The sequence below is a fragment of the Gelidibacter pelagius genome (assembly GCF_017581925.1).
GTDB lineage: Bacteria > Bacteroidota > Bacteroidia > Flavobacteriales > Flavobacteriaceae > Gelidibacter > Gelidibacter pelagius.
Genome location: NZ_JAGEVG010000019.1, coordinates 43,398 through 67,692, shown reverse-complemented (window position 1 = coordinate 67,692; position 24,295 = coordinate 43,398). Strand labels below are relative to the sequence as shown.

The window sequence follows — 24,295 nt, the reverse complement described above, 5'->3', positions numbered from 1 at the left end:
AAAGTTTCTAGTTTGCTGATGAAACTTAGTTTTTAGTTTTCTCTTAATACTTTGTACTTAATTCTTAATTCTTACTTTCCGAGCTGTTTCAGAAATTCCTGAACTATTTTATAATCATCAAAATCGCTTTTGACGCCTTTGATTTCCTGATAGGTTTCATGGCCCTTTCCCGCAATGAGGATGATGTCATTGGGTTGCGCCATTTGACAAGCAGTTTTAATGGCTTGTTTTCTATCGGTAATGGAAACCGTTTTCTTGAAATTCTGCGGCTCCACGCCTTTTTCAATGTCTTCTATAATTGTTTCAGGGACTTCACTTCGTGGATTATCACTTGTGAAAATCACTTTTGTACTTAAAGCTGAAGCGATATGCCCCATCTTAGGACGTTTCGTTTTATCCCTGTCCCCACCGCAACCAACTACAGTAATCAATTCCTCGTTTTTAGTGCGAATGCTGTTGATAGTTTCCAATACATTTTGCAAAGCATCGGGTGTATGCGCATAATCAATTATGGCGGTTATTTTTCCTTCAGAAATCAAATACTGAAATCGTCCTGACACGCTTTCCAACTCGCTGATCAAACGCAGATTCTCCACCTTTTCAAGTCCTAACAAATCTGCGGCAGCGTAAATAGCTAAAATATTGTAGGCATTAAAATTGCCAATTAAGCGCGTCCATACCTCATTCTCATTAATTTTAAGCAGAAGACCGTTAAATTGGTTTTCTAAAATATGTGCCTTATAGTCAGAATAGGTTTTCAAGGCGTAGGTATACTTTCTCGCTTTTGTATTTTGAAGCATGACCAAGCCATTCTTATCGTCAATATTGACCAACGCAAAAGCATCCTTAGGTAAATTGTCGAAAAATGATTTTTTCACATCTCTGTATTCGGCAAAAGTGCTGTGATAGTCCAAATGGTCGTGCGACAGATTTGTAAAAATCCCACCTTCAAAATGAAGCCCTTCTGTCCTATTTTGATGGATACCATGAGAACTCACTTCCATAAAGCAGAATTCAACCCCAGCAACACTCATCATACTCAAGTACTTGTTGATGGTCAAGGAATCAGGCGTCGTATGTGTGGCAGGATACTCTTTGGTATCTACCATCACTTTAACTGTCGACAACAAACCTACTTTAAACCCTGCTTTCTTGAATAAATGGTATAATAACGTGGCTATTGTGGTCTTGCCATTCGTACCTGTTACTCCAATTAATTTTAAGTTGCTTGAAGGATTATCATAAAAATTGGCTGCCATAAAAGCTAGTGCTCTACTCGCACTTTCAACTTCTATATAAGTCACTCCATTTTGTAAAGTTTCTGGCAGAGCCTCGCAAATGATGGCGATGGCACCCTTTTCAATCGCTAAATCGATAAATTTATGGCCATCAGTAATGCTACCTTTAATGGCGACAAAAACATCATTCTGGGCAATGTTCCGAGAATCGAAATCAATGGCATTGACCTGCACGCTCGTACTACCAACAACAGCGTTGATGGTGACCTTATACAATATGTCTTTTAATTGTGCCATTATATATCTAAATAGACTTCTTGATTACGTTTTACTTTGACGCCTTTTTCAATAGATTGCTTTTTGACCACACCTACACCCTCAATCTTTACTTTTAACCCCATATTCTCCAAAAGTGCCAAGGCATCCATAGTTGGCATTCCCGTCACATCAGGCATGATGGTTTTGTGGGTTTGGGCGACGTCATAATAGTTTTCGAAATCCTTGTTCACTATTGAATTTTGGAAATTCAAAGTTTCGACCTCATCAGTGATAGGTGTATCTGTAAATATTTTTTGTGCGATTTTCTTAAAGACTGGCCCAGACACATCGGCACCATAATAACCAACACTTTTATCTGGTTCATGAATGACGACGATACAGGAATATTTTGGATTATCTGCCGGAAAAAACCCTGCAAACGATGAGATATAACTCAATTTATCCTTATTGGCATAATCCTTTTGACAGGTTCCGGTTTTTCCCGCCATTGAGAAACTAGGCGAATACAACTTGCTCCCCGTGCCATGCTCAACAACGTTTTCCAATAGCTTTTTAACCTTATCAACTGTTTCCTGTGAACAGATTTTAGGATTGATGACCTCTTTTTTGAAAGGCACAATGGTTTTATCAAATTCGCGGACTTCACGAAGAAATTGCGGTTTTACCATTTCGCCGTTATTGGCAATCGCATTATAAAAAGTCAAAGTTTGCAATGGCGTAAACGAAACCCCATAACCATAAGCCATCCACTGCAATGCAATCCCACTCCAACGCCCGTTTTTAATTCTTGGATCTGGAATTATGGGATCTGGCTCGCCAACAATTGGCAAATCCAAGCTATTGTTCAAGTTCATGGCGTACAACCGGTCGATGAATTTACTAGGCTGATCTTTATAAGCCTTATCAATAGCCGCTACAATTGCTGTATTTGAGGACACTTCGATTGCTTTTGCAATAGTTATTTTACCATAGCCACCATGCTTGGAATCTCTTACTTTTTTACCATAAAAGCTCAACACACCCTTTTGGGTATCGACAACATCACTGGTATCAATCACCTTGTCTTCCAAAGCTGCGGTAATGGCCATGATCTTGAATGTAGATCCAGGCTCATTGCTCTCGCCCACCGCGTAATTTAAGCGCTCATAATAATGTCCGTCAGCATTTCTGCCTAGATTCGAGATTGCTTTAATCTCACCTGTTTTGGTTTCCATAACAATAACGGAACCATGATCTGCCTTATATTTTTCGAGCTGCTCCAACAAGGCATGATGTGCAATGTCCTGAATATTGACATCTATGGTCGTATACACATCATAGCCATCTCTTGGCTCTATCTCATTATAATCGGTAATTGGCTTCCATTGCCCTTTCCCGATTTTTTGTTTCATACGATGGCCATCCTTACCTCTTAAATACATTTCGCCAAATGCGCCGTCAATACCAGCTCTCACATAGTGGCCATCTTTATCTATACGCTCATATCCAATAGAACGTTGCGCAATTCCTCCCATGGGATGTTCACGCTTTGTCGTTTGTTCCACAATGAGCCCACCTCTAAAGGCACCAAGACTTAATAGTGGGAAATTTCGAAGCCTCGCATAATCTGTATAGCTGATGTTTCTTGCCAGTAGAAAATACCTGTTTTTATTAGCTCTTGCCTTACGCAACTCCTTTTCATAATACGCCGATGATTTTCCAGTATATTTGGATAAAGAATCACTCAGAGGCTTTAAGTAGGCCTCAAAAGTTTTATTGGTTGGAGTCAAAGCATCAAAACGGATGTCATATTTTGGAATGGACGTTGCCAACAAACTTCCGTCAGACGCATACACATTACCACGATTGGCAGGAATAGTAACATTTTTAACCGTTCGCTTCTCAGCTAAGTCACGGTATTTATCACCATGCACCATCTGAATGGTAAACAATTTGAATACCACAGCCAATGCAAAGACAAACATGATGCCTGCTACAAAATACAATCGATTCAATATGTGTTTTTCAGTGACTGCCACTTAATTTTCTTCTGATTTAACTTTTATTTTCTTTGGCGGATTTGGAGAAGGTGCAATCCCCTTTTCTGCCATCTTTTGCACGATTCCAGATTCCATTTTGAGACGCATCAACTTTGATCTGCCATCTACGAAAGCGGAACGCCATTCCTTAACTTCATTATTCAATCGCGCTATATCATGAACTTTTTTATCTGCACTGTGCGAACTTGCAATCATAACAATCGCCAGCACAGAAATAAAAATGATGATTCTCCAATTCTTGAAGGAATCATCGCTGACCAAAAACTTACCTCTTAATATGTGATAAATATTGTTTTTCATATTCCCATCTGTCCTACGGACATCTTCCCATTTCGACTGCGCTCAATGCAGGCTTGGGAAGAATTGTTTTTGTTTTAACCTGAATTCGTTTCTGCGAAAGCAGGAATCTCCTTTTTAATTAGACCGTTTACTTTTTAAACCTATAAGGTTTACCCTTCCTTCTTAAATTCCTTTTCTGGAATTTAATCCACCTTCCCTTAAATTAAGGAGGGAAATTTTTTGATCTTATATTTTTTCCGCAACCCGAAGCTTTGCACTTCGCGCCCTGCTATTTCCCTTCACTTCAGCTTTTGATGGCACAATCAAACCACCAACTTTCTTTAATGGCACTTCGAAATTCCCATAAACGTCACGTTCAGGCTCTCCTTCAAACAATCCATTTCTTATAAAACGCTTCACCAATCTATCCTCTAACGAATGGTATGAAATACAACTTAAGCGACCTCCCTTTTTTAAAACTTCAGGAGTCTGAAGCAATAATTCCTTTAAGGCTTCAATCTCTTGGTTCACTTCTATACGGATAGCTTGATAGATTTGCGCCAACACTTTATTTTCGTTCTTGTGCTTTACGAATTTTTTCAACACCTCTTTTAAATGCTCACTCGACTTGATTTCATTTGTTGAGCGCTCCTCCACAATAACTCTCGCCATTGCTGGAGCTTGACGCAACTCACCATAATGAAAGAACACATCCTTAATCTGCTCTTCATCATATTTATTGATGACATGGAATGCCGACAACTTACTGTCTTGATTCATACGCATGTCCAAATCAGCTTCAAAGCGTGTTGAAAATCCGCGTTCAGCAACATCAAACTGATGGGAAGAGACACCAAAATCTGCCAAAATCCCATCCGCTTCCTTGGCTCCATAAAATCGTAAAAAACGTTTTAAATACCTGAAATTCTCATTGATCAGGGTGAAACGCGAATCATCAATTGTATTTAAAAGAGCGTCTTTATCTTGATCAAAGGCGAATAACTTTCCTTTTGGACCCAAGCGCTTTAAAATCTCACGGCTATGACCGCCACCGCCAAATGTCACATCTACATACACGCCATCTGGGTTGATATTCAATCCATCCACTGCCTCCGTAAGTAATACCGGATTATGATATTCCATCGTCGTCATCATCTTGTCCCATAACTTCCTCGGCTAAATCTGCAAAATCGTCAGCCGCATCGTCTATAGCTTGTTCATATTTATCTTTATCCCAAATCTCCACAATATTTATTGCTGAAGACACTACGATTTCCTTTGAAATGCCAGAAAAGACCATCAAATCCTTCGGAATCAACAATCTCCCAGTACTATCAACTTCTACCACTTTTACACCCGCTGTAAATCTTCGGATGAAATCGTTATTTTTCTTTTTGAAGCGGTTAAGTTTGTTCATTTTTTGCATCAAAGATTCCCATTCGGCCATTGGATACAGCTCTAAACAAGGCTGGAAAACCGCTCTTTTTAAAACAAATCCGTTTTGAAGTGCAGGCAACAACTGTTTTTTGATGGCAACAGGCAACATAAGCCTACCTTTGGCATCAACTTTACATTCGTATGTTCCTATTAATGAGTTCAAAAGCTTTTGTTTGTTTATCTAACGACTACGATTCAAATATATTGAAAATATTACCACCATTTACCACAATTTACCACTTTTGTTGATAAGTTTTTGATTTTGAGCAGTATTTTCGATAAACGGGCAAAAGGAGGAATAAATAAACTCTTGTTTTTCAGAATATTAAAAAGTGGGATAAAAGCATTTTTAGTATGTAAACAAATATTGTAGAAGTATTATCTCGAAACTGGCTAAAAAGAAATAAAATTTGATTGAAATAACTATATTTGTTTTTTATGCATAACGACTAACCATTAATGAGACATCTCCTAAAAAAAGAAAAAAAGTACAGCTATATTGAAGTAGGTGAAGGCCAACCCATTATAATTCTTCATGGATTAATGGGAGGGCTTAGTAATTTTGATGGTGTTTTGGAGTATTTTGGAGACAAGGGCTATAAAGTCATTATTCCCGAATTGCCAATTTATTCGATGTCTTTATTAAAAACCAACGTACGGAATTTTGCAAAATATCTTCATGACTTTATAACCTATAAAGAATTGGATGATGTTATTCTATTGGGAAATTCACTTGGTGGCCACATCGGTCTTTACCATACAAAACTCTATCCAGAAAAAGTAAAAGCACTTATAATCACCGGAAGTTCAGGTTTATATGAGAGCGCTATGGGCGGTGGATACACCAAGCGCGGCGATTACGAAGTGATCAAGAAAAAAGCACAAGATGTTTTTTATGACCCAGCAGTAGCGACGAAGGAAATCGTGGACGAAGTTTATGAAACAGTCAATGACAGAAATAAATTGATTAAAACTTTAGCGATTGCCAAAAGTGCCATCCGTCATAATATGGCCAAGGATTTACCTAAGATGGATTTGCCAGTTTGCATCATTTGGGGTAAAAATGACATCGTGACCCCACCGGAAGTTGCCGTAGAATTTCATGAACTTTTACCGGATTCTGATTTGTACTGGATTGACAAATGTGGACATGCCGCTATGATGGAACATCCGGATGAGTTCAATGCGATACTTGTGGAATGGTTGGGAAAGAAGGGACTTTGAATTTGAAGTTGCCTGCCCATTCAAAGCGAAGAAACAAAGGCTGAAAGGTGATTTAATCAAGTTTTAAATATCGAAGTTCGAATATCAAATAGAATAATCAGGAAAAACTTGCTTTCTTTGCGCAACCTTCGTGATCTTTGCGTTTAAATTTTACAAAAACTGCTCAGTTAATAAGATGCAATCTTAAATCGATGTTTTAAAATACATGAAGTTAGATCATATTTTATAGGCAAAGAGCACGTGGTGAATTTGAGGACGGATGACCGATGCGCTCAGAGTTATGAGTTTTGTGAGTGGTGAGAGGCGAGTGAGGACTGAGACTGCCAACTGAAGAATGCCAACTGAAGACTGCCGACTGCCGACTGCCGACTGAAAACTGAGGACTTAAAACAAAAATCCTAAAAAAACATGATCATCAAATCTGCTGAATTTATAATGAGCAACTCCGAAGTGGCCAAGTGCCCTAAGGACACCTTGCCAGAATACGCATTTATTGGGCGCAGCAACGTTGGCAAGTCGTCATTGATAAACATGCTGACCAATCACAAAAACTTAGCAAAAACCTCCGGGAGACCAGGTAAAACGCAACTTATCAACCATTTTTTAATCAATAAGAACTGGTTCCTGGTGGATTTACCTGGATACGGTTATGCTCGCGTTTCTAAAACATCCAAAAAAAAATTCCAAAGATTTATTACTGATTACTTTGAGGAAAGACAACAGTTGGTGTTAGCTTTTGTCTTAGTGGACATTAGACATGAGGCTCAAAAAATTGATCTTGAATTTATGGAATATATGGGCGAAAACGGCATTCCGTTTTCCATCATCTTCACTAAGGCAGATAAACTCAAACCGAAAGCTATTGAACGCAACGTAGCAGCTTATTTGCAAGAACTACTCAAAACATGGGAGGAAACTCCTAAATACTTTGTTACCTCTTCCGCCTCTGCCGTTGGAAGGGATGAAGTGCTGAATGAGATTGACAGTACGAATCAGCAAATGAATGCCCTCAAACAAAATTAATCAGCATTCAATTTTATAGCTCAAGAATCTTATGCCATGCTCACGAGCTATGGAAGAAGGAAGTGACTTTTCGAACGAAGCAATACTCGAATTACTAAAACCCACAAGTGGGAATAAAAAATGCTCCAAAGTTTCGTGAACTTTGGAGCATTTTTATATGCAACTTTAAATGATTATTCCTTCACATTATTAACAACTTTCTTAATATCATAAGTTGCTCTTAAATCACCCAAAAGGTTTAATGCCTCTTCAACGTAAACATCTTGACTCAAAGCTTTATGCCAGCGATCACGTTTTTCTTTCAAAATACTGTCTGCGGCCATTAATTTATTTTCATAAGGCAAAGAACTGAACGTCAAGTTTGTTTTATAATCCGTCAATTTTTCAAACTGTTTCGCCTCATCTTCGTTTAATTTCAAAGCTGCTTTATAGGTCTCATATTTAAGTGAGTATTCCTCTTTATCTCTGATTTTCTTAACCCATCTTGCGTTATCATCAATAAGTTTCAATTGTTCGTTATTCTGAATACGTGCATTACTGTTGGCGATGGCTTTTTGATAATCTATATTGTGATCCCAAAGTTTATAATCTGTGGCATCAATTTTATCATAGGCCATAGGGTTATCTTGATTCTTTTCACCTAAAGCAATATAACTGTAGCGATCTGGAACCACCACATCACTTTTAACCCCTTCCAATTGCGTTGAACCACCGTTGATTCTGTAATATTTCTGAATGGTATATTTTAGAGCTCCCATATCACCACTAGTATTATTTCTCACCATACGGTTAAGATCCAATACGGTCTGTACGGTTCCCTTTCCAAAAGTTTGTTTGCTACCAATGACCAAGGCACGCTTATAATCCTGCATGGCAGCAGCTAAAATCTCAGAAGCTGAGGCAGAGTTCTCATTTACCATAATGACCAATGGGCCATCCCAAGTTACGGTTTTGTCTTTATCTCTTAAAACCTCCTTTTGTCCTCCAGTTGTTTTAACCTGCACAATCGGACCTTCCTTAATGAACAAACCAGCCATATCAATTACAGTTTGCAAAGATCCACCTCCATTGTTTCTAAGATCTAAAACCAAGCCTTCAATACCCTCTTCCTTTAAACGTTCTATTTCAAGTTTCACGTCAGTAGCTGCATTCCTTTTCTTATAATCTTCCATATTGACATAAAAGCCTGGAAGATTAATGACGCCAAACTTTTTATCGTCCTTAATAACGGTCGTAGATTTTGCATAAACTTCTTCCAACTCTACAACATCTCTGGTAATGGTCAAGTCTTCAATAGTACCATCTACCTTTTTAACAGTCAGGATGACATCGGTTCCTTTAGGTCCCTTTATTAATTTTACAGCATCTTCCAAACGCATTCCTACTATATTAACTGAAGGCTCTCCATCATCTTGTTGCACTTTGAGGATCTGGTCACCTGCCTCTAATTCGTTATTTTTCCAGGCTGGTCCGCCACTAATAATTTCAATGATGGTCACCACATCCATTTTCTTTTGAAGCCTGGCACCGATACCTTCAAATTTTCCCGACATAGCCACATCAAAACGCTCTTTATCTTCAGGTGCGTAATAAAACGTGTGTGGATCAAATTCAGCAACAATGGCGTTTAAATAGACGCCAAACCAATCTTGACGTTCGCGTTCATCGATATAATCATAGAGCTCATTTAAGGAATTGAGCGTAGTTTTTCGTGCTTCGGCCTCTAATTCCGTTAGTGATTTCTTATCCTTTTTCTCAGAGTTCACTTCAGTATCAACTAAGACATTTTCATTAATCCCATCAGAATCAAATTCATCCACATGACTCATTTTCTTAACATTTATCTTATCAGAAAGTGTATTTTCCTGTTGTGAAATCAAATCGTCGTAATTGGCAATGGCCGAAAACTTGAGTTGTGTTCTCCAACGCTCTCTCATTTCTTTTTTTGAAGTGACATAAGCCAATTTCTTGTACTCCGTATTGATCTCTTCATCTATGCTATAATCGAACGGATTGGCCAAAACATCTCTGTACATCGCTTGAGACTCTTCCAGTCTTTGTAACAAACGTCCATGGGTCAGATTGAAAAATGTCAAGTCCTGACTTTTTAGCTGATCGTCAATTTTATCTTTATAGGCTTCAAATTCTTTAATGTCCGAGGCATAGAAATATCTTTTAAATGGATCCAATTGATCCAAATAGGCTCTAAAAACACTTTCGGAGAATTCGTCATTTATTTCCTTCGGACTGTAATGCCCCTCTTCAAGCACATAAGTTATTAATTGCATCAATAATTTATCCTTATCTGGATCTTCAAAAGTTTTAGTTGTGAAACTACATGACGCAAACGCCAACATAAGCGCCAACAATAAAATCTTATAATTCCTTTTCATAATATCTTTCATATTTTTTAGCGGCATTGATTAAGTCTAAACGCTATAGACCCTTTAATATTTTTTACTAAAGTAAAAGAAAAAACCATGCCAATAAAACCATTGCCTACTAATTTTTTGTTAAACCACTCTGATTGGGATTATAACGTCTAATTTATGTATTTTAGCACTCTAAATAATATTGCAGAATGAATAAGAAACCACTGATTTTAGTGACTAATGATGATGGGATAACGGCACCGGGATTAAGAACATTGATTGAAGTCATGAACACCATTGGCGAGGTTGTAGTGGTGGCTCCAGACAGCCCTCAAAGCGGTATGGGACATGCCATTACGGTCAATTCTACCTTATATGTAGAAAAGGTTAAAATAGATAATAACGCCCAAACGGAGTATAGTTGCTCTGGCACTCCGGTAGATTGCGTGAAATTGGCGGTTAAACAAATTCTGGGACGACGACCTGATATTTGCGTTTCTGGCATCAACCACGGCTCCAACTCTTCCATCAACGTTATTTATTCCGGAACTATGAGTGCAGCCTTGGAAGCAGGCATTGAAGGTATTCCAGCTATTGGTTTTTCGCTGAGCAACTACAATTGGAGTGCCGATTTTGAAGCGAGTAAGGGCTACGTAAAAACTATTACTGAAAATGTTTTGGAACACGGCCTTCCAGAAGGTGTGGTGCTCAACGTTAATATCCCTGATTTACCAAAAGAAGAAATTAAGGGCATCAAAGTATGCCGTCAAGCTAAAGCGAATTGGGAAGAAGAGTTTACAAAACGTCAAAACCCGAGTGGGCGCGACTATTATTGGTTGGCCGGAAAATTCGTTAATTTGGATGAAGGTCAAGACACTGACGAATGGGCTTTGGAAAATGGCTATATTTCTTTAGTACCTGTTCAATTCGATTTGACCGCACACCATTGCATTCAAAATTTAAACTCCTGGAATTTAAATGATTAAAAAAGAAGTATTTATCGGCTTTATAGTAGGATTGATTGCCAACGCCATCGGTTTTATCATCGCAATCCTCATTTTTGGAAATGGCGAAGATCTCGCTACAGCTTATAGACAATCCTTAGCACAAGGATTTTTCAGCAAACTGGTAAGTATGGGAGCGCTTCTTAACTTGGTTGTGTTTTTCCTGTTCATCAAACAAAGGCGTGATTATCGAGCGCGAGGTGTTATTATGGCCACAATTGTTGTTACGATTGCCACCTTTTTATTAAATTACAAGTAATAAAAACTGCTTTACATCTGCGTGTTTTTGATCCTATAAATTACGATTCTTAAAAAGATGAAATACTACATCATTGCTGGCGAGGCCTCTGGAGATTTACATGGTGCCAACCTCATGAAAGCACTGCAAAAACAAGATGTCAATGCGCAATTCAGATTTTGGGGAGGTGATTTGATGGAGGCTGTTAGCCCTACTATTGTCAAACATTATCGTGATTTGGCTTTTATGGGTTTTTTGGAAGTCGTCATGAATTTAAGGACTATCACCCAAAATCTTAATTTTTGTAAAACCGATATTGAAAGCTATCAGCCAGATGTCATTATCTTCATTGATTATCCGGGTTTTAACTTACGCATTGCCAAATGGGCAAAGCAAAAAGGATATAAAACCCATTATTATATATCTCCTCAAATTTGGGCCTGGAAAGAAAACAGGATTCACGCTATAAAGCGAGATGTTGATAAAATGTATGTCATCTTACCTTTTGAAAAAGAGTTTTATGAAGACAAGCATAATTATCCTGTTGAATTTGTTGGACATCCATTAATTGATGCCATTGCAGACCGTCATCAAGTGAGCGAATATGAGTTTAGAGCCAAACGTGGGCTTTCAGACAAACCAATCATCGCATTATTACCGGGAAGCAGAAAGCAGGAAATTCGCAAGATGCTTGCTGTCATGCTAAGCGTTGTCAAGGACTTTGAAGACTATCAATTTGTTATTGCCGGTGCTCCAAGCCAAGACTATGATTTTTATAAAACCTTCATTAAAAAAGAAAACATTTCGTTCGTCAACAATAAAACATACGATCTTTTGAGTTTGGCTACTGCTGCCTTGGTTACTTCAGGAACTGCAACTTTAGAAACTGCTCTGTTTAAGGTGCCAGAAGTAGTTTGTTATAAAGGAAGTTGGCTGTCTTATCAAATTGCAAGACGCGTGATTAATTTAAAGTATATTTCCTTGGTCAATTTGATCATGGACAAACCTGTAGTAACCGAATTGATTCAGGATGATTTTAATTCCAAACGTCTCACAAAGGAATTGCAGGATATTTTACGACCCGAAAAAAGAGAAGCTCTTTTTATGGATTACTTTCATTTGGAAAAGAAGCTCGGCGGAAAAGGTGCAAGTGAAAAAACGGCAAAATTGATTTATCAAGAGGTCAAAAAGGGTAAAACACAATAATTTTTCGAAAAACTTTATACTTTAGAAATTCGATCAGCGTTTAATGAACATGTTGTTATGAATAGAATAACAACTAAGATTATTTTTATAAAAAGCTATATTAACCTTATGAAGAAGATTGTCTTACTCCTTCTTTTATTCATCACATTTAGCAGCTGTAATTCTACTAAGGATATTGTGGTGACCAAATCCCAAGTCGCCCAACTTAAATCAAAGCCAGTAAAACCCACCTCCAACCCTATTCTCCCCATTGATATCAATGGTATTGAATTAACCCCAGTGGATTTAAAACCTCTTAGTCTGAATATTAAAAGTGCACTTCCAAAAACTATTAACACAAAAGCCAACAGAATTGTAGATTATGCTTTTGCATTTGATGGCGTAAGGTACAAACGTGGTGGCACAACAATAGACGGCATGGATTGTTCAGGATTGGTAGTCACCACTTTTGACAGCGAAAATATTTCTTTGCCAAGAGTCTCGAGAGATATGGCACGTACCGGCAACTTAATTGATTTAAAACAGGTCAGTAAAGGCGATTTATTATTTTTTGCCACCCGTAAGAATAGCAAGACCATAAGCCATGTCGGAATCGTTACGACGGCAAGAGATGGGTTTGTAGAATTTATCCATGCCAGTACCAACCATGGCGTGATCGTTTCTAACATGGCAGAAAAATATTGGTACTTTGCCTTTGTACAAGCAAGACGTGTGATATAGTAGTTATTCCAACTAAATAATGAACTTTTTGCTCAAAGTTGTAATAAATTAATATTTTTATAAAAAATTACCTTTCTACAAATGAAAAAGATTGTCCTACTCCTTCTTTTATTGATCACTTTTAGTAGCTGTAAATCCTCTAAACGGGTTGTGACGACAAAGTCAAAGATTGCAAAAATCGATTCTCGTGCTCGTAAATCAGCTTCAACTTCCTTCAATCCCCAAGCAGATAAAGTGGTGGATTATGCGCTCAAATTTGACGGCGTGAGATATAAATATGGCGGTACCACAAGAAAAGGCATGGATTGCTCTGGGTTAATAGTAACATCCTTTGACAGTGAAAATATTTCTTTGCCAAGAACCACTGGTGACTTATCAACCACTGGAGATTGGGTGGATCTAAAAGAAGTTACAAAGGGCGATTTGTTATTTTTTGCCACACGAAAGAACAGTAGAAATGTTAATCATGTGGGAATTGTTACGGAAGCTCATAATGGAAACGTAGAGTTTATACATGCAAGCACCAGCAGTGGCGTCATAGTTTCCAATCTTGCAGAAAAATATTGGTACTTTGCCTTCGTACAGGCAAGACGTGTTTTATAGTCCTTATTTTTAGTAACTTAGATTTATGAAGTTACTGAATTTTGCGATCATCAAAATTACAATATGCCTCATAGTAGGCATTCTTGTTGCGCATTATTTTAACCTCTCCATTTCCCTTGTTTTACCATTCACTTTAATTTTAACCATAGTTCTTCTAACCTTTCTAATAGTCGAGAAGAAGCATTTGGTTAAATCATCTGGATTCGGGATTCTGACTATTTTCACTTTTATAGCGATAGGTATTTTAAACTATCAACTTCATGATCAGAAGTCGTTTAGGAAACACTATACCCAACATTTTGACCCTGTTACAGATACGGTAGAAACGATCAGCTTTCGGATTAGGGAAGTACTCAAACCAAGTGTGTATCACGACAAATACAGGGTTGAGATTCTTAATATAAACGATCAGCAGCTTGTTGGAAAAACACTTTTAAACGTACAAAGGGACAGTTTTCTCCAGCCATTTAAAGTGGATGCTATTTTTATAACTTCATCAGCTCTAACAGATTTGAATCCTCCAATTAATCCCAACCAATTCGATTATAAAAAATATCTCGAAAAACAATATATCTATCACCAAATCTTCACAAACAAAAATGAACTTTTGTCCGTTCCATCAGACACAAATACGATTTTTGGTTACGCTGCCCAATTGCGAACCCACATCAATTCAAAATTAAAATACTATAATTTTAAACCTGACGAGCTTGCTTTAATAAACGCCCTATTATTGGGCCAACGGCAGGATATCAGTCCAGAAATCTACAATAGCTATTCCAGAGCAGGTGCCGTCCATATTTTAGCCGTTTCTGGATTGCATGTGGGTATTGTCTTATTACTTCTCAACTCATTGTTCAGACCTTTGGAATATCTCAAACACGGAAAAACGGTAAAAATCATATTTATCCTGCTCATTTTATGGGGTTTTGCCGTGGTTGCCGGATTATCGGCGTCGGTGACCCGTGCGGTAACAATGTTCAGTGTTGTGGCCATCGGCATGAACTTAAAGCGACCTTCCAACATTTTCAATACGCTTGCTATCTCCATGTTTTTCCTTTTGCTTTTCAAACCTCTATTCTTATTTGATGTGGGATTTCAAATGAGTTATCTGGCAGTAATTGCCATCGTAAGTTTTCAACCTTTCTTGGAAGGATTATGGCGACCACAATTCAAACCTGCTAGAAAATTATGGGAAATATTTACGGTGACATTGGCCGCACAGTTTGGCGTCGTACCGATTAGTTTATTTTATTTCAATCAATTTCCAGGCTTGTTCTTTCTATCCAATCTGGTTATTATTCCTTTTTTAGGAATTATTCTGGGGATGGGTATTATCATTATTCTATTGGCTTCGATAAATATACTTCCATTTTGGCTTGCCGATATTTATGGCGGTATCATCAGTATTATGAACAGTTTTGTACGATGGATCTCACTTCAGGAACGATTTGTTTTTTCAGATCTATCCTTCAGTTTACTTCAAGTGCTCACAGCCTATCTGCTAATAATAACTTTAGCTTTCTTATCCAAAAAACAAAATTTCAAACGCTTGACAACTGCCATGTTTGCAGTATTGATATTCCAATCGGCATTAATTTTTGAAGAGAAAAGGAACCAGACTGAAGAATTTGTGGTCTTTCAAAAAAGTAAACACAGCCTTATTGGTATAAAAAAGAATATGACTTTAAGTGTGGCGCATAATTTTGACAGCGTCACTTCAATTAGGGACAATGTCATCAAGAATTATAAAGTTGGCAATGCGATAAAAGACATCAAGAATGATACTTTGGAAAACATCTATGCATTTGGGGCTACACGGATTTTGGTGGTTGACAGTTTGGGCATTTACAAAATCCCGCATCTCCATCCCGACTATGTGGTTTTGAGAGATTCGCCAAAGATAAACCTAAGCCGTTTGTTGGATTCCATAAAACCTCAATTGATTATTGCAGATGGGAGCAATTACAAAAGTTATCTTAAGCGATGGGAGCTTAGTTGTATGGATCAAAACATTCCATTTCATTCGACGGGTAGAGATGGTGCATTTGTGTTGAGAAAACAGTAATTCTATTGTCGTTTTGTTTCCCGAGGATTTCGGGGATTTACGCAGAGACTTGTCAAGCTCAAAATAAGAAGACAAAATACCCTTTTCACACGAACAGTAAAAAGGGCACTTTTATATTTAAAAGACATGACTTAAAGATCAAGTAGGATATAATTTCCTAATGAGAACTAGGCCTTAACAGCTCGCCAGCAATCGCGTACCTATCCCTTAAACTCAGGTTTAAAAGCGGTATGGTAGGCATTGAAATCTTCTTGAGTTTTCATCTCTTTATGTTTGTCGTTCAGGAACATTTTAAGGTACAATTCCAGTTGCTGCGGATTTTGATAGCCTCTGACGGGCGTAATAATATCGCCTTTTTCATCAAAAAACATGATCGTTGGATAGGCATTTACTTGAAACGCATAGGTTAAATCGTGTACACTGTTCCGACGGCTGGCCATTTCTGGCTTATAGTCCTTATTGGCGTAGGTCTTCCCTTTGTATTTGACAACCTCATTACCCTCGCCATCAAATTTTACGGCATAATAATTAGCGTTCACATATTTGGCAACATCAGGATTTTGAAAGGTATTTCTATCCAACATCTTACATGGGCCGCACCAATTGGTATAAACGTCCATCATGATTTTTTTAGGTTTCTTTTTTTGGAGCTCCAATGCCTCTTCAAAAGTCACCCAGTTAATTTGTTGCGCGATACCACTAAAGGACATTAACAATGTCAAGACCCCTATAAATACTAACTTCTTCATTTTATTCATTTTTTGCAAATCTAAGTGGAAACTACAAAAAATGCTCCAAAGTTGGAGCATTTGACGTTTATTTAACAAATTCTTCAATTATCTCACCCCGTGCATCAGTTTTTTGAGAACTGGATTCAACACCATGGATACAAAACCAACGGCAATAGGAATGACAGCGAAAATCAAAAAGAAGGTTCCCAAAGAATACTCAGCGGAGATCTTATCAATCATACCGCCCATAGTGTTCGCAAGTTTTTGGCCAACAGCAATTGCCAAATACCAAACCCCGAACATGAAACCGATCATACGCGCTGGCACTAATTTACTTAAATACGACAATCCTAGTGGTGATAGACAAAGCTCGCCCATAGTATGGAACAGGTAGGCCAATATTAGGAAAATCATGCTTACGGAAGCTGTTTGTGCTCCCGATGGAATATCTGATGCGCCGTAAGCCAAAACTGCAAATCCAACACCCAACAACACCAAACCTAGAGCATACTTCATAGCCGCACTCGGATTATATTTGCTTTCCCACCATTTTGAAAAAATGGGTGCCAATGTAATAATAAAGAATGAGTTTAAGATTCCGAACCAAGTGGCATCAACTTTCAATTCTTCAGAGAAAGACTTGTCGTAAATACGGTAAATTACAAGGATCCATAAGCCAAGGAAGGCGATAGCCAACACAATATTTGATGCCCCGATTTTTGTAAAGGTCTTTTTGAAAATCAAGAAAATAACATAAGTAATGATGATGAGCGGAATGGTGGTCAATAATCCGTCAACAATCTTAAAGATAGTCGCTGTATTTCCAGTTAAATCACGATTGGTATAGTCACTTGCAAACAAAGTCATTGATCCAAGGGATTGCTCAAAGAATGCAAAAAAGAAGACTGTGAAGAGTGCGAAAATGGAAACAGCAACCAGACGATCTCTAACAATAGGAATATAGCGCGAAATCCGCATGATTAGCAATATTAGGAAAAGTACAAGTGCGGCAATTACGACCACATTTGAACCACTCATCCCCATGAACTCAAAAGGCAACATTGTGCTTCCACCGATTTTCTCGATTGGATCATTAAAAAGATAGATGAGTCCCCCAACCGATGATAATGCAATAAGTATTTTGTCAAATGTAATAAATGGGTTCAATTTTGAGGCAACTTCGACTTCCTCCTTAATAACTTCCGGATCAGTGACATCTTCACCTTCATGGAATACCACATCTATTTTCTTTGATGGTGCTGCGCCAATTTTTCCAAATATTTTATGAGCCAATAGAAACTGTAACATCCCCAATAACATAAAAATCCCTGCAAGTCCAAATCCGTAGGCCCATCCGTAATTTTCAGCTAAGTACCCACAAAGCATCATTCCAAAGAAAGCTCCAGCATTGACACCCATATAGAAAATGGTGTAGGCGCCGTCTTTTTTGGATTCTCTGGTTTTGTACATCTCCGAGATTATCGACGTGATATTTGGCTTAAAAAATCCTGTTCCGAGTACCAATAAGGCCAAACCCAAATAAAATGACATGGTAGTTTCAAGCGCCATTGCGGCGTGACCAAGCGTCATAATGATACAGCCAATAACTACGGCCATACGGTAACCCGTCCACTTATCCGCTATCCAACCTCCAATGATGGGTGTTAAATATAAAAGTGATGCATAGGTGCCAATTAATGAAAGGGCATGCTCACGCGGCCAATCCCAACCCGGATTATCACTCACTAAAGGCGCGGTTAAAAACAAGATCAAAAGGATTCGCATTCCGTAGAAAGAGAAGCGTTCCCACATTTCTGTGAAAAAGAGAATAAATAGGCCTATTGGATGCCCAAGAACGGTGTCTTTAAAGAGGTTTTCAATGTCAGTGTTCATAATACGCTACTCAAAATAATTAGTTATTAATGTCAGGGTCTGCAAGTTCAAAAGGTTCATTGTCCTTGATTTCGTGTTCATGATCTTCTGCACCATGCGTCAATTTCTTAAGCTTTTTCAAGAACACAATCAAAAGTAGACCAAAGGCTACCGTAAAAATTGTCAACCACATAAACGTGGCATACTCTTGTGCACTTTGATCTTCTTCTAAAACAAAGGACACTCCATAATCTTTCCCGTCTCCTTTATTCTCCAAATTCTGCGCCTTGTCCTTATCTTTTTCAAAAACCAATCGGGCATGGTAAGGATTAGAAGCGGTAATCCCATCTTCTTTAAGTGTTGTCAATAATTCGTTGGTATTGGCATCAGCTTTCTGTGACAATTCAAAAAGATCATTTAACGTTGCTCCACTTTTTACATCTTTGTAAATGACTTTATCATTTTCAGCAAAAACTTCTGCTTTGATACTGAAATTCTTATCCTCATTGATCGGGTAATCATAAATGGTGACGATTTTCTTTTGCGCATTTCTTATTTTCATGGAATCCTTAGAAACAAACGGTATAACCTCCTGTTTGCTTACAATCATTTCTCCTTGAAACGGTTCCAATTGCGAAGACGAACCGATACTTCCCGCCAATCTATTTCCAAAACCGGTTGCTGCAAAATATACACCCATCATGATCGATGCATATTTGAGAGGGGCCAATTTGGTGATAAACGATAAAGAAACCGGAGAGGTACATAGTTCGCCAATCGTATGGAATAGGTATGCCAAAAAGATCCAGAACATGGCGGCTTTTCCAAAAGCTTCAGCACTTGCTTCTTTTGAGGCGAACATCATAAAGACAAATCCTAAGCCCATAATAATCGTTCCAATAGCCATTTTAAATAAGGACGAGGATTCTCTTCCTTTCTTTTTCCACCAAATCCAAAAACCACCTACGAGGGTTCCGAAGATGATAATATACCCTGCGTTCAGAGATTGGAATACGGCAGCAGGAATTTCTTCCAACCAGCTCAAGCCAACAGTACGGTCAACTTTAGAATCGGTATAAAGATTCATCAAACCTCCAGCTTGCTCAAAGGCACCCCAAAAAACAATGACAATCAAAAATGAAATAAGCAATACGATAACACGATCTTTCTCTATTTTACTTAGCGGTTTCTTTCTGGCTATTTTTTCTGCCTCGCTTGCCGATTCACCCCCAGAAAACTCTCCAACACCTTTAAGGAATTTCTGACCCCAAACAAAGACGATTTGACCAATCAGCATTCCGATACCTGCAAGACCAAACCCATAATGCCATCCGTAATAATAGGCTACAAACCCTACGGTAATACTGGCAAGGAAAGCACCAATATTAATGCCTATATAAAAAATTGTAAATCCGCTATCGCGTCTAATATCGCCTTCTTGGTATAGGCCACCCACCATGGTTGAGATGTTAGGTTTTAATCCGCCAACACCCAATATAATTAGGATAAGACCTGTGAAAAAAGCCCAGTCTTGTGGAATTGCCAGAATACCATGACCAAAACAAAGTAATAGCCCTCCCAAGAGCACTGTTTTCTTTTGTCCTAAAAATTTATCGGCAATCCAACCTCCAGGAATGGAAGCCACATAAACCAGCATGGTGTACCAGCCATAGAGCCAAATAGCATCCTTGTTGCTCCAACCCAATCCTGGATCAATTGCCGTGGCAGAAGTAGCTATATACAGTACCAAAATCCCTCGCATCCCGTAGTATGAGAAGCGCTCCCACATTTCAGTGAAAAATAATATAAAAAGACCTGCTGGATGCCCAAAGATTTCTTTGCGATTTCTGGGTTGAGATACGGTTGTTGACATAAGATTTTAGATTATTTTAGATTTTAAAAATAGTGTATTAATTATTGTGAATCTGCCAATATCACAAATAATCTACATTTTATAGTTTCAAATGAACCTCCATTGAACATCCATGAAATAGGTCAACATCCATTTATATTCATTAAAACAAGCAATTCTCATTGCTTGCTTTATAAGAAAAACTCCATCCGGTTTTTATCGTTACTTTTTTATAAAGCCCTAATTGTTCTTCAATCCAAGATCGATTAACACAGTATTTTTCACATTGATTTATGGCTTATAAGATCAAGACTAATGAATTCCGTGCATCATTTTCTTCAAAATTGGCGAAATCAATATCAGAACGAAACCTGCTGCAGCTGGCATTACTGCAAATATTCCAAAGAAATAGGACAGGGAGTGCTCTTCAGCAATCCTATCAATCAACCCGCCGCCAAAACCTGCCAAGCCATTTGCAATTCCAGAAGCTGTAAACCAAAGTCCGAAAATCAGTCCTACGAATTTTTTAGGTGAAAGCTTACTTACATAAGACAAACCAACGGGCGACAGACACAACTCTCCAGTAGTATGGAAAAAATAAGCTGCGATTAACCAAATCATACTTACCGAAGCTGTTTGTGCTCCTTGTGGAATATCCTTGGCACCGTAAGCCAAAACAGCAAATCCAACTCCAACCAAGATCAAGCCCAGTGCAAATTTGACCGGCCCTGGTGGATTCCATACTTTTTCCCACATTTTACTAAAAATCGAAGCTAAAGTAATAATGAAGAATGAATTCAAAATTTGGAACCAAGAAGCTGTAACTTCTGTTTCAATAGCATTGAATTCACGTCCAATTTTCCAAAGTCCAAGACCCCAAACAATTAAAAACGAAATGGCGGTGAAAATTATTGTGGTAGGATATTTAGAATAAATCTTCTTGCCTAATGACCACAAAACGTAAGTCACTATAACCAAGGGAAATAATGTTAATATAGTATCAACCCACATAAATATCGTTCCAGCATCTCCTGGCAGAACGCGTTGGGTATAATCAAGTGCAAAAATGCTCATGGATCCTCCAGCCTGTTCGAAGGAAAGGAAGAAGAAGATGCTAAAAAACATCAACACTCCCACAACAATCAAACGATCCCTAACAACATTTTTTGGAAGTATTTCCTCTTCTTCTTCTTCAACACCTGTTTTAACTGATTCCTTATGTTCCTTTGGTGATTCCCCTACAACTCCAAATAACTTAGTGGCAAAATAAAATTGTAGTCCACCAAACATCATGAATACTCCAGCCAAACCGAAACCGTAATGCCAACCTACTTTCTCTCCGATATAGCCGCACAACAACATGCCTAAGAACGCCCCAGCGTTAATACCCATATAAAAAATGGTGTATCCAGCATCTTTTTTAGTACTGTTGTCGGGGTATAATTGACCTACCATAGAGGAAATATTAGGTTTAAACATCCCATTTCCTAAAATCATCAGACCTAGACCGATGTAGAAAAAATTAGGATTGATCGTTTCAAGTGCCATGGAAGCATGTCCCAATGTCATAATAACGGCACCCCAAACTATTGCTTTTCTAAACCCCGTAAATCTATCGGCTATAATGCCACCTAACAACGGTGTAAAATAAACCAACATGGTATAAAGTCCAAAGAGATTCATGGCTTCTGATCGGGACCATTCCCATCCTCCATCAGCCACCTGACTAACCAAAAATATAACGAGCAACGCACGCATTCCATAATAACTAAAACGCTCCCACATTTCAGTGAAAAACAACACGAACAATCCTGCTGGATGCCCCATTACCATTTTGTCATCTATACCACGTTTGGCAAGATGCGTGATTAATCCGAGATCTTTCTCTTGACTCATAAAATCTAATTTTTATAGGTTATCTTTAATATAGTTAGTCATTTTGGTGTATAAATGCAGTCGGGTATTCCCACCGTAAATACCGTGATTTTTATCTGGATATATCATCCATTCAAACTGTTTATTGGCCTGTATTAACGCTTCTACCATCTGCATGGTATTTTGAACATGGACGTTATCATCGGCTGATCCATGGATCAATAAGAAATTTCCTTTCAATTTGTCCACATGAAATATTGGAGAGTTGTCATCGTAACCTGAAGGATTTTCCTGAGGTGTGGTCATATAACGTTCCGTATAGATCGTGTCGTAATATCTCCAGCTGGTTACCGGTGCTACCGCAATGGCCATTTTAAAGACATCATTACCTTTAAATAATGCGTTGCTGCTCATGAATCCGCCGTAACTCCATCCCCAAATACCCATTCGGTTTTGATCGATATAATTCAGAGCGCCTAATTGTTTTGCTGCTTGGATTTGATCTTCAACTTCATATTTGCCCAATTCATTCTGCGTCACTTTTTTGAAATCGGCTCCTTTAAATCCGGTTCCTCTGCCATCTACACACGCAACGATATATCCTTTTTGAGCTAAAAAGTAATACCAATAATCATTGGCGTTATTCCATGAGTTCTTAACAGATTGAGAACCTGGCCCAGAGTATTGGAACATAAATAAAGGATAAGTTTTGGAGGCATCAAAATCGGTTGGCTTGATCATCCACATATTCAAGTCGTTACCGTTAACGGCTATGGTGCTGAACTCCTTTTTTGGGAGATCATAGGCTTCCAAATTCTTCTCTAAAGCAGAATTCTCTTTGATTACCTTAACCAATTTTCCGTCTTTTGCGGTATGCAAGGTGTATTCCGGAGCCTTGGTTGCACTTGAAAATGTATTAATGAAGTAGGTAAAATCTGCACTAAAATCGGCTGAGTTGGTACCTTCATTTTGAGTGAGGCGCTTTTTGCTCTTCCCGTTAATACTAATGGAGTAGACATCCCTATTAATGGAACCGTTTTCTACAGATTGATAAAATACCGTATTGTTCTTTTCGTCAAAACCATAGTAATTGGTCACTTCCCATGGCCCTTTGGTCACCTGGTTGATCAATTTGCCGTCTTTCGAATAATGATAGATATGATTGTAGCCATCGGCTTCTGAAGTCCAAATAAAACTGTTATCCTTTAAAAAAGTCAGATTATCAGTCACATCGATGTAAGCTTTATCTTTTTCTGCAAGTACCAATTTAGAACTCATGTCATTGGCGCTGATCATCCATAAATCAAGTTCGTTTTGATGTCTGTTGGTGTATTGCGCACTAAGTACGTTGGCGTCATTGGTCCATTCAATACGAGGAATATAAAAATCCGAATAAGGCTTTGACAGCTTCACATCATTAATCTTTCTCGATTTCAAATCGTAAATATGAAGCGAGACAAGCGCATTGGCTTCACCTGCTTTCGGATATTTGAAAACTTCTTGTTCAGGATATAACCCCTGTCCATACACGTCCATTGAAAACTCTGGCACTTCGGTCTCATCAAAACGGATGAACGCTAAATAGCTGCCATCGGCATTCCATTCAAAGGCGCGGACAAAAGCAAATTCTTCTTCGTAAACCCAATCCGTAATACCGTTGATGATTTTATTCTTCTCTCCATCAAAAGTAATCTGAGTGGTTTGGTTGCTCTCAAAATCTTTGATGTAAAGATTGTTATTAAACCCATAGGCTACCTTCTTTCCATCTGGAGATAAGGTTGGTTCCTGTATTTTTTCATCGGCAATCTTAACCAATGATTTCGTTTTGAGGTCATAAACGTAGAATATCCCTAAAGTCGAGCGGCGGAAGATGGGTTCAACCTCAGTGGCCAAAACGATTTTACTTTCGTCTGCACTAAAAGTGTAATCAGAAAAGTACTTTACGGCATCCAAATCTGATGAATTCACCAAAGTCTCAACTTTTGACAAGGTTTTATAATCGTAGACATCTATTGCTGTCGAACCTTGTTCAAAATTTAAAACGGCGTACTGTTTTCCGTTATTCATTGAATGCAAAGACTGCATTCCTTCGGTTCTAAAGGTGCCATTCCAGATGGCATCGAGGGTGATCTCCTTGTTTTGGGCTGAGGTTAAAACAGTTACCAAAAGACAGACTAACAAGGAACTTTTCAAATACTTCATTAAGGGATTTGTTTTGATAAAATGCTGTCAAGT

The 24,295-nt window shown here is 38.2% G+C and carries 19 protein-coding genes; 8 read left to right on the top strand and 11 right to left on the bottom strand.

Features of this window, described 5'->3' with window-relative positions; translation table 11 throughout:
• Positions 1 to 71 precede the first annotated feature (71 nt).
• The 5 genes from J4051_RS15310 to mraZ all read right to left on the bottom strand — a co-directional run bounded on the left by J4051_RS15310 (position 72) and on the right by mraZ (position 5,435).
• Positions 72 to 1,535, bottom strand: coding sequence for a UDP-N-acetylmuramoyl-L-alanyl-D-glutamate--2,6-diaminopimelate ligase (locus J4051_RS15310; protein ID WP_208234752.1), 1,464 nt, complete (start codon positions 1,533 to 1,535; stop codon positions 72 to 74).
• Complete coding sequence (locus tag J4051_RS15305) at positions 1,535 to 3,481, bottom strand: penicillin-binding protein (protein WP_208234777.1); 1,947 nt, start codon at positions 3,479 to 3,481, stop codon at positions 1,535 to 1,537. The genes J4051_RS15310 and J4051_RS15305 overlap by 1 nt, the downstream gene beginning before the upstream one ends.
• Before the next feature lie 54 nt (positions 3,482 to 3,535).
• Entirely contained in the window at positions 3,536 to 3,856 is a 321-nt protein-coding gene (locus J4051_RS15300) for an FtsL-like putative cell division protein (protein WP_208234751.1), read from the bottom strand.
• Positions 3,857 to 4,081: 225 nt separating this feature from the next.
• Entirely contained in the window at positions 4,082 to 4,978 is an 897-nt protein-coding gene (rsmH, locus tag J4051_RS15295) for a 16S rRNA (cytosine(1402)-N(4))-methyltransferase RsmH (protein ID WP_208234750.1), read from the bottom strand.
• Positions 4,965 to 5,435 (bottom strand): division/cell wall cluster transcriptional repressor MraZ, encoded by a 471-nt coding sequence (mraZ, locus tag J4051_RS15290; protein WP_208234749.1) that lies wholly within the window; start codon positions 5,433 to 5,435, stop codon positions 4,965 to 4,967. Before mraZ ends, rsmH begins: the two co-directional genes overlap by 14 nt.
• Before the next feature lie 296 nt (positions 5,436 to 5,731).
• Between mraZ and J4051_RS15285 the strand changes: the two genes are divergently transcribed.
• On the top strand, positions 5,732 to 6,496 hold the full coding sequence (locus tag J4051_RS15285; RefSeq protein ID WP_208234748.1) for an alpha/beta fold hydrolase: 765 nt from the start codon (positions 5,732 to 5,734) through the stop codon (positions 6,494 to 6,496).
• Between the two features lie 411 nt (positions 6,497 to 6,907).
• Entirely contained in the window at positions 6,908 to 7,519 is a 612-nt protein-coding gene (gene yihA / locus J4051_RS15280; RefSeq protein WP_208234776.1) for a ribosome biogenesis GTP-binding protein YihA/YsxC, read from the top strand.
• 173 nt (positions 7,520 to 7,692) lie between these two features.
• Here the strand turns inward: yihA and J4051_RS15275 are convergent, their stop codons facing one another.
• Positions 7,693 to 9,912 carry a carboxy terminal-processing peptidase gene (locus tag J4051_RS15275; protein WP_208234775.1) on the bottom strand — a complete coding sequence of 740 codons (2,220 nt, stop codon included), beginning with the start codon at positions 9,910 to 9,912 and terminating at the stop codon, positions 7,693 to 7,695.
• 188 nt (positions 9,913 to 10,100) lie between these two features.
• On the opposite strand from J4051_RS15275, the gene surE reads away from it, so the two are divergent.
• The 6 genes from surE (at position 10,101) to J4051_RS15245 (ending at position 15,730) form a co-directional block, all read left to right on the top strand.
• Positions 10,101 to 10,877, top strand: a complete 777-nt coding sequence (gene surE, locus J4051_RS15270; protein WP_208234747.1) for a 5'/3'-nucleotidase SurE — start codon at positions 10,101 to 10,103, stop codon at positions 10,875 to 10,877.
• Positions 10,870 to 11,154 (top strand): hypothetical protein, encoded by a 285-nt coding sequence (locus J4051_RS15265; RefSeq protein WP_208234746.1) that lies wholly within the window; start codon positions 10,870 to 10,872, stop codon positions 11,152 to 11,154. Before surE ends, J4051_RS15265 begins: the two co-directional genes overlap by 8 nt.
• A 57-nt stretch (positions 11,155 to 11,211) precedes the next feature.
• Positions 11,212 to 12,339: a lipid-A-disaccharide synthase gene (lpxB, locus tag J4051_RS15260; protein WP_208234745.1), complete on the top strand. Its 1,128-nt coding sequence runs from the start codon at positions 11,212 to 11,214 to the stop codon at positions 12,337 to 12,339.
• A gap of 108 nt (positions 12,340 to 12,447) precedes the next feature.
• On the top strand, positions 12,448 to 13,059 hold the full coding sequence (locus tag J4051_RS15255) for a C40 family peptidase (RefSeq protein WP_208234744.1): 612 nt from the start codon (positions 12,448 to 12,450) through the stop codon (positions 13,057 to 13,059).
• A gap of 81 nt (positions 13,060 to 13,140) precedes the next feature.
• A complete protein-coding gene (locus J4051_RS15250) occupies positions 13,141 to 13,662 on the top strand; it encodes a C40 family peptidase (RefSeq protein ID WP_208234743.1) in 522 nt (173 codons plus the stop codon).
• A gap of 25 nt (positions 13,663 to 13,687) precedes the next feature.
• Positions 13,688 to 15,730 (top strand): ComEC/Rec2 family competence protein, encoded by a 2,043-nt coding sequence (locus J4051_RS15245; RefSeq protein ID WP_208234742.1) that lies wholly within the window; start codon positions 13,688 to 13,690, stop codon positions 15,728 to 15,730.
• A 200-nt stretch (positions 15,731 to 15,930) separates the two neighbouring features.
• Here J4051_RS15245 and J4051_RS15240 read toward each other — a convergent pair whose 3' ends face one another.
• The 5 genes from J4051_RS15240 to J4051_RS15220 form a co-directional block, all read right to left on the bottom strand.
• On the bottom strand, positions 15,931 to 16,479 hold the full coding sequence (locus J4051_RS15240; RefSeq protein WP_208234741.1) for a thioredoxin family protein: 549 nt from the start codon (positions 16,477 to 16,479) through the stop codon (positions 15,931 to 15,933).
• Positions 16,480 to 16,566: 87 nt separating this feature from the next.
• Positions 16,567 to 18,354, bottom strand: a complete 1,788-nt coding sequence (locus J4051_RS15235) for a peptide MFS transporter (RefSeq protein WP_208234740.1) — start codon at positions 18,352 to 18,354, stop codon at positions 16,567 to 16,569.
• Between the two features lie 19 nt (positions 18,355 to 18,373).
• Positions 18,374 to 20,206 (bottom strand): peptide MFS transporter, encoded by a 1,833-nt coding sequence (locus J4051_RS15230; RefSeq protein WP_208234739.1) that lies wholly within the window; start codon positions 20,204 to 20,206, stop codon positions 18,374 to 18,376.
• Positions 20,207 to 20,497: 291 nt separating this feature from the next.
• On the bottom strand, positions 20,498 to 22,081 hold the full coding sequence (locus J4051_RS15225) for a peptide MFS transporter (RefSeq protein WP_208234738.1): 1,584 nt from the start codon (positions 22,079 to 22,081) through the stop codon (positions 20,498 to 20,500).
• 12 nt (positions 22,082 to 22,093) lie between these two features.
• On the bottom strand, positions 22,094 to 24,262 hold the full coding sequence (locus tag J4051_RS15220; RefSeq protein WP_208234737.1) for a S9 family peptidase: 2,169 nt from the start codon (positions 24,260 to 24,262) through the stop codon (positions 22,094 to 22,096).
• Between the last annotated feature and the right edge of the window lie 33 nt (positions 24,263 to 24,295).

Coding starts and splice junctions, on each gene's coding strand:
- J4051_RS15235 (WP_208234740.1), bottom strand. CDS start 18,354: ATGAACACTGACATTGAAAACCTCTTTAAAGACACCGTTCTTGGGCAT.
- J4051_RS15225 (WP_208234738.1), bottom strand. CDS start 22,081: ATGAGTCAAGAGAAAGATCTCGGATTAATCACGCATCTTGCCAAACGT.
- J4051_RS15265 (WP_208234746.1), top strand. CDS start 10,870: ATGATTAAAAAAGAAGTATTTATCGGCTTTATAGTAGGATTGATTGCC.
- lpxB (WP_208234745.1), top strand. CDS start 11,212: ATGAAATACTACATCATTGCTGGCGAGGCCTCTGGAGATTTACATGGT.
- J4051_RS15310 (WP_208234752.1), bottom strand. CDS start 1,535: ATGGCACAATTAAAAGACATATTGTATAAGGTCACCATCAACGCTGTT.
- J4051_RS15305 (WP_208234777.1), bottom strand. CDS start 3,481: ATGTTTGTCTTTGCATTGGCTGTGGTATTCAAATTGTTTACCATTCAG.
- J4051_RS15240 (WP_208234741.1), bottom strand. CDS start 16,479: ATGAAGAAGTTAGTATTTATAGGGGTCTTGACATTGTTAATGTCCTTT.
- J4051_RS15245 (WP_208234742.1), top strand. CDS start 13,688: ATGAAGTTACTGAATTTTGCGATCATCAAAATTACAATATGCCTCATA.
- J4051_RS15230 (WP_208234739.1), bottom strand. CDS start 20,206: ATGTCAACAACCGTATCTCAACCCAGAAATCGCAAAGAAATCTTTGGG.
- surE (WP_208234747.1), top strand. CDS start 10,101: ATGAATAAGAAACCACTGATTTTAGTGACTAATGATGATGGGATAACG.
- J4051_RS15255 (WP_208234744.1), top strand. CDS start 12,448: ATGAAGAAGATTGTCTTACTCCTTCTTTTATTCATCACATTTAGCAGC.
- J4051_RS15250 (WP_208234743.1), top strand. CDS start 13,141: ATGAAAAAGATTGTCCTACTCCTTCTTTTATTGATCACTTTTAGTAGC.
- J4051_RS15220 (WP_208234737.1), bottom strand. CDS start 24,262: ATGAAGTATTTGAAAAGTTCCTTGTTAGTCTGTCTTTTGGTAACTGTT.
- rsmH (WP_208234750.1), bottom strand. CDS start 4,978: ATGGAATATCATAATCCGGTATTACTTACGGAGGCAGTGGATGGATTG.
- J4051_RS15300 (WP_208234751.1), bottom strand. CDS start 3,856: ATGAAAAACAATATTTATCACATATTAAGAGGTAAGTTTTTGGTCAGC.
- J4051_RS15285 (WP_208234748.1), top strand. CDS start 5,732: ATGAGACATCTCCTAAAAAAAGAAAAAAAGTACAGCTATATTGAAGTA.
- J4051_RS15275 (WP_208234775.1), bottom strand. CDS start 9,912: ATGAAAAGGAATTATAAGATTTTATTGTTGGCGCTTATGTTGGCGTTT.